This is a genomic window from Stutzerimonas stutzeri (assembly GCF_019090095.1).
Taxonomy (GTDB): domain Bacteria; phylum Pseudomonadota; class Gammaproteobacteria; order Pseudomonadales; family Pseudomonadaceae; genus Stutzerimonas; species Stutzerimonas stutzeri_AN.
In genome coordinates, this window is record NZ_JAGQFP010000001.1 from 620,617 (window position 1) to 634,573 (window position 13,957).

Annotated in this window: 10 protein-coding genes; 6 read left to right on the forward strand and 4 right to left on the reverse strand. The window is 64.0% G+C overall.

Going from position 1 to position 13,957, the window contains the following annotated elements:
• Nucleotides 1-117 precede the first annotated feature (117 nt).
• From KVO92_RS02635 to KVO92_RS02660, 6 genes are all read left to right on the forward strand, one after another.
• Nucleotides 118-1,314, forward strand: coding sequence for an ABC transporter substrate-binding protein (locus tag KVO92_RS02635; protein WP_217474131.1), 1,197 nt, complete (start codon nucleotides 118-120; stop codon nucleotides 1,312-1,314).
• Nucleotides 1,311-1,790, forward strand: coding sequence for a tetratricopeptide repeat protein (locus KVO92_RS02640; protein WP_217474132.1), 480 nt, complete (start codon nucleotides 1,311-1,313; stop codon nucleotides 1,788-1,790). Before KVO92_RS02635 ends, KVO92_RS02640 begins: the two co-directional genes overlap by 4 nt.
• 31 nt (nucleotides 1,791-1,821) lie before the next feature.
• A complete protein-coding gene (locus KVO92_RS02645; protein ID WP_217474133.1) occupies nucleotides 1,822-2,793 on the forward strand; it encodes a YVTN family beta-propeller repeat protein in 972 nt (323 codons plus the stop codon).
• Nucleotides 2,790-3,515 (forward strand): ABC transporter ATP-binding protein, encoded by a 726-nt coding sequence (locus KVO92_RS02650; RefSeq protein WP_217474134.1) that lies wholly within the window; start codon nucleotides 2,790-2,792, stop codon nucleotides 3,513-3,515. The genes KVO92_RS02645 and KVO92_RS02650 overlap by 4 nt, the downstream gene beginning before the upstream one ends.
• A 498-nt stretch (nucleotides 3,516-4,013) precedes the next feature.
• Nucleotides 4,014-4,805, forward strand: coding sequence for an ABC transporter permease (locus tag KVO92_RS02655; RefSeq protein WP_217474135.1), 792 nt, complete (start codon nucleotides 4,014-4,016; stop codon nucleotides 4,803-4,805).
• 270 nt (nucleotides 4,806-5,075) lie between these two features.
• Entirely contained in the window at nucleotides 5,076-5,741 is a 666-nt protein-coding gene (locus KVO92_RS02660) for a response regulator (protein ID WP_217474136.1), read from the forward strand.
• A gap of 228 nt (nucleotides 5,742-5,969) precedes the next feature.
• Here the strand turns inward: KVO92_RS02660 and nahK are convergent, their stop codons facing one another.
• The 4 genes from nahK to pqqF form a co-directional block, all read right to left on the reverse strand.
• Complete coding sequence (nahK, locus tag KVO92_RS02665; protein ID WP_217474137.1) at nucleotides 5,970-8,606, reverse strand: hybrid sensor histidine kinase/response regulator NahK/ErcS'; 2,637 nt, start codon at nucleotides 8,604-8,606, stop codon at nucleotides 5,970-5,972.
• The gene (nosP, locus tag KVO92_RS02670; RefSeq protein ID WP_217475408.1) at nucleotides 8,536-9,663 is read right to left on the reverse strand and encodes a nitric oxide-sensing protein NosP; all 1,128 of its coding nucleotides are present in this window, start codon (nucleotides 9,661-9,663) and stop codon (nucleotides 8,536-8,538) included. The genes nahK and nosP overlap by 71 nt, the downstream gene beginning before the upstream one ends.
• 242 nt (nucleotides 9,664-9,905) lie before the next feature.
• Nucleotides 9,906-11,093: a porin gene (locus tag KVO92_RS02675; protein WP_217474138.1), complete on the reverse strand. Its 1,188-nt coding sequence runs from the start codon at nucleotides 11,091-11,093 to the stop codon at nucleotides 9,906-9,908.
• Nucleotides 11,094-11,400: 307 nt separating this feature from the next.
• Nucleotides 11,401-13,932 (reverse strand): pyrroloquinoline quinone biosynthesis protein PqqF, encoded by a 2,532-nt coding sequence (gene pqqF, locus KVO92_RS02680; RefSeq protein WP_217474139.1) that lies wholly within the window; start codon nucleotides 13,930-13,932, stop codon nucleotides 11,401-11,403.
• Nucleotides 13,933-13,957: the final 25 nt, after the last annotated feature.

Genomic DNA, 13,957 nt, shown 5'->3' on the forward strand with positions numbered 1-13,957 from the left:
TAGGGCGCCTCGCCAACAGGCTGGCTACTACCTTGGTACACAACGACTGGTACTTTCTGCATATTCCCCCGCCCTGCCGGGGTTCCTATGCTGGTCGCAACGCCATAGGAGTCGCCCATGCCCCATCCTTTGCTACGCACCGGTCGCCTGCTGGCACTGTGTTGCTGCGCCGCGCTGGCGAACACCGCAGCGATTGCCGGCCAGGCCCTGGACGTGCGCATCGGCTATCTCGGCTACCGCCCCGATCCCGGTCCACTGCTCTCCAATGTGATTCCCGAACCCGACGATGCCGGGCTACGCGGCGCGGAACTGGCGATCATCGACAGCAACACCACGGGGCGCTTCCTCGGTCACAACTACCAGCTGAACACACGCAATAGCGATTCCCCCGACCAGCTGCTCGCCGAGGCACGCAAACTGCGTGACGAAGGGCTGCGGCTGTTCATCGTCAACGCACCGGACGCCAGCCTGCGACAGCTCGCCGAGGCGCTTCCGGACAGCCTGTTGATCAATGCCGGCAGCGCCAGTGACGAACTGCGCACCACGACCTGCCTGGCCAACGTGCTGCACACCTTGCCGAGCCGCAGCATGCTGGCCGACGCCCTGGGCCAGTTTCTTGCCGTGCGGCGCTGGAAGCGCTGGCTGCTGATCACCGGGCCGACGCCCGAGGACCAGGCGTTTGCTGCCGCCATGCGCCGCGCGGCCAAGCGCTTCGGCCACACGATCGTCCTCGAGAAACCCTGGACCTTCGACAATGATCAGCGCCGCACTGCCCAGGCCGAAATGCCGCTATTCACCCAGGCCGAGGATTACGACGTGGTCGTGGTGGCCGACGAGCGAGGCGACTTTGGCGAGTACGTGCCCTATCAGACCTGGCTACCGCGCCCGGTGGTGGGCACGCAGGGGTTGATCGCGACCGGCTGGCACAAGACGGTCGAAACCTATGGTGCCGCTCAGCTGCAGAAACGCTTCGAGGCACGTGCCAATCGCTGGATGAACGACCGCGACTTCGCCGCCTGGATCGGCGTACGCAGCATTGCCACCGCCGTCACCCGCCTGGGCAGCGCCGACCCGGCAGGCATACGGCAGATGTCCTTGAGCGAAACGCTACCGGTGGACGGGTTCAAGGGCCGCAAGCTCACCTTCCGCGCCTGGAATGGCCAGCTACGCCAACCCATTCCGTTGGTCCACCCACGCGGCCTGGTGTCCAACTCCCCTCAGGAAGGGTTTTTGCATCCCACCAGCGAGCTCGACACGCTGGGCTTCGACCGGCCCGAAAGCCAATGCCGGTTGAGCGACAAGGAGTTTCCATGACGGCGCATTCGCTTCGTCTGGCGCTGCTCCTGGTCACGCCCACGGCCTTCGGTGAGACCAGCGACCTGAGCTACGAGTCCTACGTCGATAGCGACAAGCGAATCAAATGCCTCTACGGCTACGCGGCGCAGAAAACCGGCGATCATGCCTCGGCGCTGAAGATCTTCGAGGACTGTGTCGAGCGCTGGAACGACGTCTATTCGATGATCTGGCTGGCGCAGATGTATGAATCCGGCATTGGCGTGCCGCTGAGTCTGGAAAAGGCAGCCGCCCTCATCAAGCGCGGGGCCGAGCAGCCGGATACCGCCGCCTATGTCAGCCTCGCCCGTTATCACTGGGGTGTCGCGCTGGCCGAAGGGCGCGGTGTGGCCGTGGACCGGGACGCCGCGCGGCGCTGGCTGCAAAGCGCCTCGAGCGGTGGCCAGACCGAAGCCGACGAATACCTGCTGCGGCTGGACGCCGCCGCGCCCCGCTAAGCGCACAGACAACAAGAAAGAGAACCCTCAGATGAATCGAACGCTCCTTGCCTCTGCCATTGCCTGCGGGCTCGCCTGGACCGGCGCATCCGCGCAGGCCGCCACCGCCTACGTATCCAACGAGAAAGACGACACCATCAGCGTGATCGACCTGGACACTCTGGAGACCGTCGAGACGCTGGAGGTCGGTCAGCGTCCGCGTGGGCTGACGCTTTCCCACGACAACAAGCTGCTCTACATCTGTGCCAGCGACTCGGACACCGTTCAGGTGATGGACCTGGCGACGCGCCGGATCATCAAGCAGCTGCCCTCCGGCGCGGATCCGGAACAGTTCGCGCTGCACCCCAACAACAAGTGGCTGTACATCTCCAACGAAGACGATGCATTGGTCACCGTAGTCGACGTCGACAGCGAGCAGGTGCTGGCCCAGATCGAAGTCGGGGTGGAGCCCGAAGGCATGGCGGTGTCGCCTGATGGCAAGTGGGCGATCAACACCAGCGAAACCACCAACATGCTGCACTGGATCGATACGGCCACCAACACGCTGGTGGACAACACCCTGGTCGATCAACGCCCGCGCCATGTCGAATTCAGTCATGACAGCAAGACGATCTGGGCATCGTCGGAGATCGGCGGGACGGTCACCGTGATCGACGTCGACCAGCGCAAGGTGCTCAAGACCCTCGATTTCGAAATCAAGGGCGTTCACCGCGACAAGATCCAGCCGGTGGGCATTCGCCTGAGCTCGGACGGCAAGTACGCCTTCGTTGCCCTCGGCCCGGCCAACCGCGTGGCGGTGGTCGATGCCAAGACGTACGAGGTTCTGGATTATCTGCTGGTGGGGCATCGCGTCTGGCATATGGCGTTCAACCCCGACGAGAGCCGGCTGCTGACCACCAATGGCGTCAGCGGAGACGTGTCGGTCATCGATGTGCCGTCGCTCAAGGTCACCAAGTCGATCAAGGTCGGGCGTTATCCCTGGGGCGTGGTGGTCGCACCATGACCGCGCTGGAGGTGGCCGGCGTCAGTTTCGCCTATGGGAAACGACAGGCCCTGCAGGACGTCAGTTTCAGCGCCGCCAGCGGCCGCTTCACCGCACTGCTCGGGCCCAACGGAGCCGGCAAATCGACGCTGATCGCCCTGCTCACCCGGCTGTACGACCTGCAGCGCGGCGAGATCAGGGTGGACGGCCATAGCCTGCGCGAGCAGCCGCGCGAAGCACTGCGGCGGCTGGGTGTGGTGTTTCAGCAAAGCACGCTGGACCTGGACCTGAGCGTCGAGCAGAGCCTGCGCTACCACGCCGCCCTGCATGGCATGCCGCGTACGTTGGCCCACGAGCGCATCGAGCTGGAACTGGACCGCCAGCAGCTCGGCGAACGGCGCAAGAGCAAGGTGCGCGAACTCAATGGCGGGCATCGCCGCCGTGTCGAGATCGCCCGCGCCTTGCTGCATCGGCCGCGTCTTCTGCTGCTGGACGAAGCCAGCGCCGGTCTCGACCCGGCGAGCCGTCAGGCCCTGAACGATCACGTCCGAGCGCTGTGCGATGAAGGCATGAGCGTGCTCTGGACGACCCATCTGCTCGACGAGGTCAGCACTGACGACGACCTGATCATCCTCAACCGCGGCCAGCTCGTAGCACAGGGCAGCGCCGCCGGGCTGTCGGCAGCTGACGGCGGCCTGCAGCAGGCCTTCGCGCGGCTCACCAGGCAGCCGGAGGCAACATGAGCGCTTGCACCCAGAACCGCACTCATCCCGTCGTGGGAGCGGTCTTGACCGCGAAGCGCATGCACAAACACGTTCGCGGTCGAGACCGCTCCCACAGCACACGAGACTATTATCTGGAGCCCTATCCAATGACATGCAGGGCTCGCCAGCCAGCCAATGGCGACGTGAGCGCTTGCGCTCAGAACCGCACCTATCCCCTCGTGGGAGCGGTCTTGACCGTGAAGCGCATGCACAAACACGTTCGCGGTCGAGACCGCTCCCACGGCACCCGCGACTTTTATCTGAAGCCCTATCCAATGACATGCAGGGTTCGCCAGCCAGCCAGTGGCGACGTGAGCGCTTGCACCCAGAACCGCACTCTTCCCCTCGTGGGAGCGGTCTTGACCGCGAAGCGCATGCACAGGCACCTTCGCGGTCGAGACCGCTCCCACGGCACCGGCAACGGTTTTCTGGAGCCATCATGCCCCTGAACATCCGCCCCCTCGATCAGGAGCTTTCATGACCGCTTATTGCGAATGCCTGCGGGCCATCATCGGCCGCGAGTGGTTGCGCTTCGTTCAGCAGCGCTCGCGCTTCTTCAGTGCCCTGGTGCGTCCGCTGCTGTGGTTGGTGGTCTTCGCCGCTGGCTTTCGTGCGGCGCTGGGGATCGCCATCATCGACCCCTACGAAACCTACATCACCTACGAGACCTACATCGTCCCGGGCCTGGCCTGCATGATCCTGCTGTTCAACGGCATGCAGGGTTCGCTGTCGATGGTCTACGACCGCGAAATGGGCAGCATGCGGGTACTGCTGACCAGCCCGCTGCCGCGCAGCTTCCTGCTGGCGAGCAAACTGCTGGCGACCTCGCTGATCTCGCTGCTGCAGGTCTATGCCTTCCTGTTGATCGCCTGGTTCTATGGCGTGCAGCCGCCCGTGGCGGGATTACTGACGGCCCTGCCGGCACTGCTGCTGGTCGCGCTGCTGCTCAGTGCCCTGGGTCTGCTGCTGTCGAACGGCATCCGCCAGCTGGAAAACTTCGCCGGGGTGATGAATTTCGTCATCTTCCCGATGTTCTTCCTGTCCTCGGCTCTCTACCCGCTGTGGAAGATGCGCGAAGCCAACGAATGGTTGTTCTGGATCTGCTCGGTCAACCCGTTCACCCATGCGGTGGAACTGGTTCGCTATGCCTTGTATGAACGCCTCGACCCGCTGTCGCTGGGTGTCTGCCTGGGCCTGACGCTGCTGTTCAGCTTGCTGGCGGTGCTCAGTTTCAACCCGCAGCACGCCGCGCTACGACGGGTTGCGTGAATAGGCTTTACTACCTTCGTACTGGTTTGGATGTCGATCGTAGGATTTCCAATGCAGCGGGTTTTGCCCTGTAATGTGTCCGACCGAAGTACTGGGAGAACGGATATGCGGGCGCCCGCCGCGATGCCAGCAGATGACGCCGGATAGCCGAGGGGGAGCCGGCTGGCGCCAGGCAGGAATGATGAGCACGCGTGCGCAAGCGACGCCGCGTGGCATGAACGCGTTACCGAACACACCTACGCATAATCACAACAAATGAGGTGACCGGCCTTGTACAAGATACTGATTGCTGATGACCATCCGCTGTTTCGCGAAGCCATTCAGAACGTCATTCGAGACGGTTTTCCCGGCAGCGAGATCATCGAGACCGCCGACCTCGATAGCGCGCTGGCCATTACCCTGGAGAACGACGATCTCGACCTGGTGTTGCTCGACCTCAACATGCCCGGGATGCATGGCCTCAACGGCCTGATCAACCTGCGTAACGAGGCACCGACCATTCCGGTGGTCATCGTTTCGGCCGAGCAGGACAAGCAGATCGTGCTGCAGGCCATCACCTACGGCGCTTGCGGGTTCATCACCAAATCGTCGCCGCGCGCGCAGATGACCGAGGCCATCGAGCAGATCCTCAACGGTAACGTCTACCTGCCCTCGGACATCATCCGCAGCCAGAAAGCCGGCACCCGCCGCGCCCAGCAAAACGAACAGAGCATCCCGCCCGAACTGCTCCAGGCCCTGACACGCAAACAACTGCTGGTACTCGAGCGCATGACCAAGGGCGAATCGAACAAGCAGATCGCCTACAACCTCGACATCGCCGAAACCACCGTCAAGGCGCACGTCTCCGCCATCCTGCGCAAGCTCAACGTGCACAACCGCGTGCAGGCGATCCTCTCGGCCGGCGATATCGACTTCACCTCCTACTTGCGTCGTTGAGGCATACAACCGGTCGATTGCCAGGCCGGCCCCAGCACGCACGTGCTCAAAGGCTCTAGGGCCACGTAAATAAGATTCGACGACGCGCGACCGCTACAAGCGTGCAGCGCTTCGAGCCACCCGCTTGGCTGACGTCACCCGTCGCTGAGCGTCAGCCGCCAGCCCGTAGCACAGCCCCGCAGCCCCCTCACCTTCCGCCTAACCCCGCGAGATCGAACCCCGCACCGTTCAGCCATGGCCCTGGTCCAGCATGTGGCACATGGCGGTCTTGAGCTTCATCGGCCGCACAGGTTTGTGCATCAGCATGTGGCCGAGCTCTCGCACCTGTTGCTTCAGCTCGTTGCTGTAGTTGGCGGTGATCATCAGTGCTGGTAGTGGGCTGGCCCGACGGGCATTGACGGTTTCCACCACGTCGACGCCGTTGCAGCCGTTATCCAGGTGGTAGTCGGCAATGATCAAGTCGGCATCGGCATGAAAGTTGTCGACCTGCCCGGCCAGATCCTGCTCCGACAGCGCGGTGATGACCTGGCAGCCCCAGCCTTCCAGCAAGGTACGCATCCCGGCGCAGATCGCCGTGTCGTTATCCAGTACCCAGACGCGGGCGCCCTTGAGCCGCTCCAACAGCAGATCGGTATTGGCCACCTCCGGGCTGGCCTTGGGGGCCCGCTTGGCCAGTGGCACCTCGATGGCGAACTTGGAACCGCGCCCTGGCGCCGAGCTGACCTGAATGCGATGGCCGAGAATCCGCGCGATCTTTTCGACGATCGCAAGGCCCAGGCCGAGCCCCCGGTCCTGTTGCGGGCGCACGCCGTCACCACGTTTGAATTCGTGGAAGATTTCTTCGAGCTTGTCTTCGGGTATCCCGACACCGGTGTCCCAGACTTCGATCGACAGGCTCTGCCGGCGACGACGGCAGCCGAGCATCACGCGGCCGCTGCGGGTGTAGCGGATGGCATTGGTCAACAGGTTACGCAGGATGCGGGCCAACAGCTGGATATCGCTGCGCACCAGCGCCGAACAGGGAATGAAGTCCAGTTGCAGCTGCTCGCTGCCGGCGATCTGACGGAACTCCACCGCGAGGTTTTCCAGCAGTTCACTGACGGCGAAGGGTGCAATGTCCGGCTTGATCACGCCGGCGTCCAGCTTGGAGATATCCACCAGCGTGCCGAGCAGGTTTTCCACGTCTTCCAGCGAATTGCTGATATTGCGGATCAGCCCGCTGCTGGGGGCGTCAGGTTGTTCGAGCAAGGCGCTGGTGAACAGTCGGGCCGCGTTGAGCGGCTGCAAGAGGTCATGGCTGACCGCCGCCAGGAACTTGGTTTTCGACAGGTTGGCCAGCTCGGCCTCGCGTTTGGCCTCGCGCAGCCGCGCCTCGGCGTGGGCACGCTCGTCGATTTCGCACAGCAGCTGCTCGTTCAGGCTGGTCAGCTCTGCCGTGCGCTCGCGCACCCGCTGCTCCAGATTCTGATAAGCCTGGTGCAACGCCTCGGCGGTGCGCCGGCGATCGGTGATGTCCTGGATCAGCACGAATATGCCCGCCACCTCGCCATTGGCCTGACGGTTCGGCACGTAGGAACGCAGCATGTAACGCTGCTGCCCGCAATGGTTGCGCTCGGCCAGTTCGAAGCTGACGCTTTCGCCGGACAGCGCGCGGTCGATGTAGGGCTCCAGTTGTTGCCAGTGCTGGCCGTTGTGTACGTCCCGCAAGGACTGACCGAGCATGCCGTCGCTGGGCCAGCGGTACCACTCCTCGTAGACCTTGTTGGTGAATTCGTAAGTCAGGTCCGCCGAGACATAGGCAATCAGTGCCGGCACGTGGTCGGTGATCAGGCGAATCCAGCGCTCGCTTTCACGCAGCGCTTCGGCATGGCGATAACGCTCGGTGATGTCGGTGAAGGTATTGACGAAGCCGCCGGTGGGCAGCGGATGCGTGCGGATCTCCAGCGTGCGGCCGTCGAACAGGTGCTGCTCCAGTTCGGTCAAGGGTTGGCCGTCGGCATCGAAGGTATTGGGCGTCAGCAGCTTGAGTTCGCTGTCGGCCATGACCTCCTCGAAGGGTCGATGCGCCTCGATCGGTGCCAGGCCGCAGAGTTCGAGGAAGCGCCCGTTCCATAGTTCGAGGCCGCCATCGGCACTAACCATCGCCACCCCTTGCGAGAGGTTGTCGACGGCACGCTGCAACAGCCGCGACTTCTGCGCCAAGGCTTGTTCCCGGCGCATCGTCTCGCTGATCTTCACCTCGGTGATGTCGGTGTAGAGCATCACCAGCCCGCCCTCGCGGGTCGGTCGTTCGCTGACCTGGACCCAGCGGCCATTGTGCAGACGGTAGACCGTGGGCTCGTTGGCCTTGCCGCGGTGCTCTTCGGCGATCATGCCGCTGCTTTCGGCCAGCCGCTTGAGCTCCGACAGCCGGGTTCCGCTGTTGATGCGCGCCCGGGTACGGCTCCACAGTGACTTGAAGCGTTTGTTGAACAGAACGATGCGTTGGTCCTTGTCGAACAGCACGAAGGCATCGGAGATGCTCTCGATGGCGTCCACCAGATGCTGGTGCGCGGTTTCGGCGCGCAGCCGCGCATCGCTGAGCAGCCGGTTGCTGGCCTTCAGCTCTGCCATCGCCTGGTTCAGCGCATCGGTGCGCTCGCGCACCTGCTCGGCCAGCTCGACCGAATGCTGAAAGGCCGCATAGGAGGCATCGCGGCCGCTGCCGCTGGACTCGATACGCTCGATCAGCGCGGCGTTGATACGACGCAGCTTGTAGTTTTCGCGCTCGAGTTCGGTCTGCCTGGCGAGTAACTCAGCGGCCGCCCCGTCCTCCAGGCCGGCCGATGGCGACGCCGGTGAAGGTCTGGTTGATGTGCATGCCATTGAACTGCTCTCCGTAGGTGTTGAAGCCGATCACCTGCTGACGTCGAAGAAAGGCCGACGTGTCGTCGGTGGAACCGTTGCTCTCGATTTCGAGCCGCCTGAGGAAGCAGTCGCAGCCGATGGTCAGCAGCGGTGGCCCGAGGCGCTGCTCGAGGCGCTCGAACAGCGTCTCCAGATTGGGCATCAGTGGCCCAGGGCGCATGGCGGTGAGCACGATGCCGTTCTCCACCGCGCAATAGAAGGTCAGACTCAGGTCCTCGTTGACCTTCTGGATCGAGCGCACGTAGTAGTGCTCGTTGATACGCACCGCCAAGGGGTGCGCCGCGAACAGACGGTGATCCAGGTCACTGACCTGGACGCCGATCAAGCGCGCGTATTCCTCGGCCGCCGGTTCGGCGTTGAGCTCATAGACGCGGCGCGAGTGGCTGTCGGCGCGTGTGACCACCAACTTCTCGCTGCGCGGCAGGAGGTGATGGGTGGTGAACACTTCGAAATCGAGCCAGGTGTTGACCAGCACGACGATCGCCGCCCCGCTGTGGAACTTGCCGTCGTAATAGACGTGGGTATCGGTCAGGTGGTTGTCGTCGCCGGCCGAACCGCCGAAATGCGGAATGCTGCCGAAGGCGGCACTCAACGCGGACAAGACGATCTCCTCGCGGCTGGACAGGCCATCGAGCAAGGTCAGCGCGAAGCTGTGATCCTTGATTGGCGCCAGGGAGTTGCTACGGCAGTCGCTGCCCAGGCGCTCCACCAGTTGCTGTGCGTCGATGAGGCTGAAGCGGTCCATCTCGTCGATCAGTTCGCACGCAATCGAAAAGCTGCGGTGATCGAAGCCGACGGCGGTCACGCAGCTGCGACCGTAGCCTTGCGAGGTGATTTCGCCGGCGGAGGTACAGCCGACCAGTCGCACGCCCCCGAAGTACTGATGCAGCGCGGCTCCCAGCGCAGGCAGGTCGTACTCGGCCGAACAGAAGAACAGGACGAACCCCAGGTGCGGGTGAATCAGTTGGCGCGCCAGGTCCTGGGCGACCGTTTCGGGATCACGCGCCTCCGACATGGCCGTGCGCACTTCTTTGACTTCTTGCTCGATCACGCACGCACCCCAATACAGACTTATCGTATGACCTCATTCTTGGTCAGGGCATAGGGTACGAAAATGCTACTTCAGTACCGGCGGCGACCTGCCTAGGTAGCAAAGCGACGAAACACCGCGGGGCGCGGCGGCGATCGAACCTCAGGCAAACGGAAACGAAAACGGGCACCCCGAAAGGGTGCCCGTCTGGCGACCGCTGACTGTGTTTAGAAGCTGAGCGTGGCGCCGATGGCGAAGGTGCGTGTGTCTTCGTCGAGGGCGTCGGTGTCATGGCCGCGCAACTCGAACTCGTTCACCTCGGCCACCAGCTTCAGGTTGTCGTTGATGGTCCGGAAGTAGGCGATCCCACGGGTCTGATAATCGGCTGCAGTGCCCAGACCGTTGCCGTCGTCCTTGGTCTTGCCGGTGGACAGGGCGATGCGGTTCTTGCCGAAGGTGTAGGAACCCTGCAACAGGTAACCGTCGCTGTCGACGTCGCGCAGGTGAGCCTTACCGGCGTTGTTGGTGTAGAACGGGTTGATCCCCTCGGCCTGGAAGCCCGACGCGGTCAGCGAGAAGCCTGCCATTTTGGCCTGCACGCCGTAACCGAGCCCCTTTGAATCCACGTCATCGACCGTGCTGTCAGTGTTCTTGGAGCTCTGCTGCATGCCGTTGATCCAGGTGTAGAACTGCGCGCCGCCCAGGTCGAACTGATAGGTGACCTCGGTTTCGAAGCGCGGGCTGTCCTGGTAGGCCTCATCCAGTGCCGAGCTCTGGTCGTCCGTGGTATCGACCGGGTCCATGATGCCGGCAGCGATACGCAGGCCGCCCATCACTGGCGAGCGATAGGTGACCTGGGAGGTCGGGAACGGGTACGGGTAGCCGGTGCCGATGTTGCCGAAGGAAACGCCGCCGAAGTCGACCAGGCCCAGGGTGTCGCTGACCTGGCCATAACCGGTGAGCATCTCGTCGAGGAAGATGTTGGACCGGCCGAACAAACCGAAGTCCTTACCGAAGAGCACCTCACCCCATTGATCGTTGGAGGCGGTGCCGTAGAACTGGCGAACATCGATGCCGGTCTCGGTGCCGTTGCTGTCGCTGTCGTTGATGGTGACCCAGAAGGACGAACGTCCGCCGACTTTGACGTCATCGAGCTGCTTGCCAAAGTTGAAGCCGATGTAGTTGGGCAGGAAACCCATCTTCACCCGTGACTGGTCGCGATCGAACTGTTCGCCGGCACGATCGACCTTGCTGCTGACGTAGAAGGTGTTGAAGTAGCCGTCGACGGAGAAGGTGGTGTCGTCCTTGTCGTACAGCTTGATTTCGGCGACCGCCGATTGGCTCAGGGTCATGGCAATCGCGCTGGCCAGGGCCAACGGGATAAGGGTTTTACTCGCATTCTTCTTGTTGTGCATGGCGCTCTCCGCTGATGTGACGACGGGCAGTCGTGTCGAAGCGGATTATCGAAAGCACAACCGGGGGCCCATAGGCTCCGATAGCGGCGACTGGCTACTACTTTCGCCGCTATCGCCGTCTTGCGCATTAAGGCGATCGTGGCCGTTCCGTCCGGAGTAGCGCTTAGGTCGTACGCCGTCACGCTTAGGTAGGCACACGGGCACCGCACCCGGCCCGCACCCGGCCCGCACCCGGCCCGCCCAAGGGGCGCGGCAGGCGAGGTGGCAGACGGTGGTAACCGAGAACGAGTGCTGGAGCGCTGCGGGATCAGGCCCAGGTGGCATCGGGTGCGGCGGCGTTGGCCACCACGACCCAGCCCGCGGTGCGGGCGCGCAGTGCTGCCAGGGCATCCGTCAGGTCCTGGCGTTGCAATGCATGCATGGCCGTTGCGACCTCGCGCGGGCGATGGCTGTCGTGCCCGGCTTGCAGGCATTGCCAAAGCTGTTCCGCGCGAGCCCGCAGGTCCGTTTCGGCGATGAGGTGCGTTTCACTCGCAGCCTGCGAGGCTCGCTCGATGGTCTCGGCCGGCATGGCGTCCAGGCACTTGGCGAAGTCGGCGAAAAACGTCTCGATATGCGCGAGTATCTGCGCCGCCGACGCCGTGGGCGATTGCACCGCGAAGAGGATGCCGGGGTGGCTGCCGAACTGGCAGAAACGGCTGAAAACCGCGTAGCCCAGTTGCAGTTCGCTGCGCAGGCGACGGAAGAAGTGTCCTTCGATCAGCCGGGCCAATACGCGCCAGGCGGCCTCGCAACCAGCGCTTTGCTGCGACAACGGGCAGAACAGCAGCAGAGCCGTTTCGGGTAGCACCGTCCCACTGCTCACGTCATGCCAGCGCAGCCCCGCCGTTTGAACGACTGGCGTTTTCGGCGCTGGCGCGGCGGACCCCGGCAAGGCGTCGAGCGCATCGGACAAGGGGCCACTCAGGGTCGGCGAGAAGCCTGTCGCCAGCGCCTGCCACTGCGCCGATCGCCAATGTGCCAGGAGCCTGCTCGGCTCCAGCGACTCGCCACGCGCCTGGACGGCCGATGCATCTGCCAGCAATCGCGGCAAGCGGTCGAGCAATTGGCGAATTAACATGCCGTCGCCGGCCAGTGCGGCCTCACGCGCCGCAAGCCGCCGCCCCTGGGTAAAGGATGCCTCGGGCGGGTTTCGCAGCACATGGGATAGATCGATAAGTATCGCTGGGATGGCCTCGGCGAAACCCATCAGGCTCAGGCACCAGGCGTGTCCCAGATCCTCGAAGCGCAGTGTCACACCTGCCTGCTGCACCGCCCAGTCGCTGGCCTCGAGGGCGTGTCGCAGCACCTGGCGCAGCCCCGACTCGGCCTGCCCTGCTGGAAACTGCCAACGCACATGCAGCGCGCCCTGGCCGCCCGCATCGACCGGCCCGTGCCAGTGCAATGCCGGCGAAAGCGAACTCGCTTCGTACGTATGGCTGGCGGGCTGCAACCAGGGATTGATCGCCGGCGGCTGCCATTGCCATGCCGTTCGGGTCGCATGCAGTGGCGGCTCGTGCTTGAGTCGTAACGGGAAGCCCGCACGTGCGAGCGGCGCGCAGTCGGACTGGTCAGCGGTCATCACCAGCGGTCCCGAGGCGACCATCTGTGCCACCAGCGAGGCGAACGCCTGGCGAACCGCGTGCTCATCGCTGTCGCGGCTCCAGGCCAGCGGCTCTACCCAGTGCCGCAGCCTCGCCAGAGGCTCGGCGCCCTGCAGGCTGCGTTGACGCACACGCTGGTATTCCGGATAGCCGCTTTGCCAATACGACTCGCGCGAACAGTGACGCAACCAGTCGAGCGCTGCGTCGACGATTGCTGCACGCTCGGCCAGCCCCCGCGTCGTCAAGAACAGCTCAACCACGACCACGCCCTGCCCCGCGTACCAGTAGGGTGTGCGCAACTTGACCGAATGACACAGGTCGGCGTCGCGCAGGCGTCGGGCAAAACCCTGCTGCGCTTGCGAGGTGATCCAGAACGACAGGAGATCCAGCGCCGCTTGCGCCTGTTCGGGCAACTGTTCGAGGGCAAACAGCAGGTTCAGACGGGGCTCGGGTTTATCGATGTGCAGCCGCAGCCAGGCATCGCGGGTGCAGCGTAGCGGCGGCGCCTCGCGCATGACCGTGCAGCCCGCGGCGAGCAGGCCATCGGCACGCTCGGCGAGCCGCTGCAACTGGGCAGGCGTCTGTGGGCCGGTGATGAGCAGCTCCATCTGGCCGGTGTGGTAGAAGCGCTGGTGGTAGCCAAGCAGCGCCTGTTGGAACGCGTGATCCTCCACCGGCAGGGTGTCGCGGTTGCCTGCGTGGAAGCCGGCGAATGGATGGTGCTGGTCGAAGGCCGTGCCCAACGCCGCGTCGCACAGCGTTTCGACATCCTGCGCGCGCGCCTGAAATTCCGCCTGCAGCACCTCCCGTTCGCGCACCTGGGCGGCAGGATCGAGCAGCGGATGCGCCAGCATGTCCAGCAGGCGATGCAAGGCGGGTTCGAGTTGTGCGGCCGGCAGTTGGAAGAAGAAGTCGGTGTGCCGCTCCCGAGTCGATGCGTTCAGCTGTCCGCCACAGGCTTGGACGAACGCCATCAGGCCGTCTTCCGCGCTATAGCCGCGGCTGCCGAGAAACAGCAGATGCTCGAGGAAATGCGCCAATCCGGGATAGTCCCGCGGCGCATCGTGCGCTCCGGCATGGGCGCGCAGCAAGACCGCCGCCTGCGAATGGCCCGACTGGGGCAACAGACGCACCCGCAGGCCGTTGGCTAGCGTCGTCTGCGGTGGTCGTCGGGAGAGGTCGGATGGAGGCTGCATGAGTTACCCGTTCCGGCTGGATCGC

Excerpts from the sequence above, each read along its gene's own strand:
- KVO92_RS02635 (WP_217474131.1), top strand. The coding sequence starts at position 118 with ATGCCCCATCCTTTGCTACGCACCGGTCGCCTGCTGGCACTGTGTTGC.
- KVO92_RS02640 (WP_217474132.1), top strand. The coding sequence starts at position 1,311 with ATGACGGCGCATTCGCTTCGTCTGGCGCTGCTCCTGGTCACGCCCACG.
- KVO92_RS02645 (WP_217474133.1), top strand. The coding sequence starts at position 1,822 with ATGAATCGAACGCTCCTTGCCTCTGCCATTGCCTGCGGGCTCGCCTGG.
- KVO92_RS02650 (WP_217474134.1), top strand. The coding sequence starts at position 2,790 with ATGACCGCGCTGGAGGTGGCCGGCGTCAGTTTCGCCTATGGGAAACGA.
- KVO92_RS02655 (WP_217474135.1), top strand. The coding sequence starts at position 4,014 with ATGACCGCTTATTGCGAATGCCTGCGGGCCATCATCGGCCGCGAGTGG.
- nahK (WP_217474137.1), bottom strand. The coding sequence starts at position 8,606 with ATGGCATGCACATCAACCAGACCTTCACCGGCGTCGCCATCGGCCGGC.
- nosP (WP_217475408.1), bottom strand. The coding sequence starts at position 9,663 with ATGTCGGAGGCGCGTGATCCCGAAACGGTCGCCCAGGACCTGGCGCGC.
- KVO92_RS02675 (WP_217474138.1), bottom strand. The coding sequence starts at position 11,093 with ATGCACAACAAGAAGAATGCGAGTAAAACCCTTATCCCGTTGGCCCTG.
- pqqF (WP_217474139.1), bottom strand. The coding sequence starts at position 13,932 with ATGCAGCCTCCATCCGACCTCTCCCGACGACCACCGCAGACGACGCTA.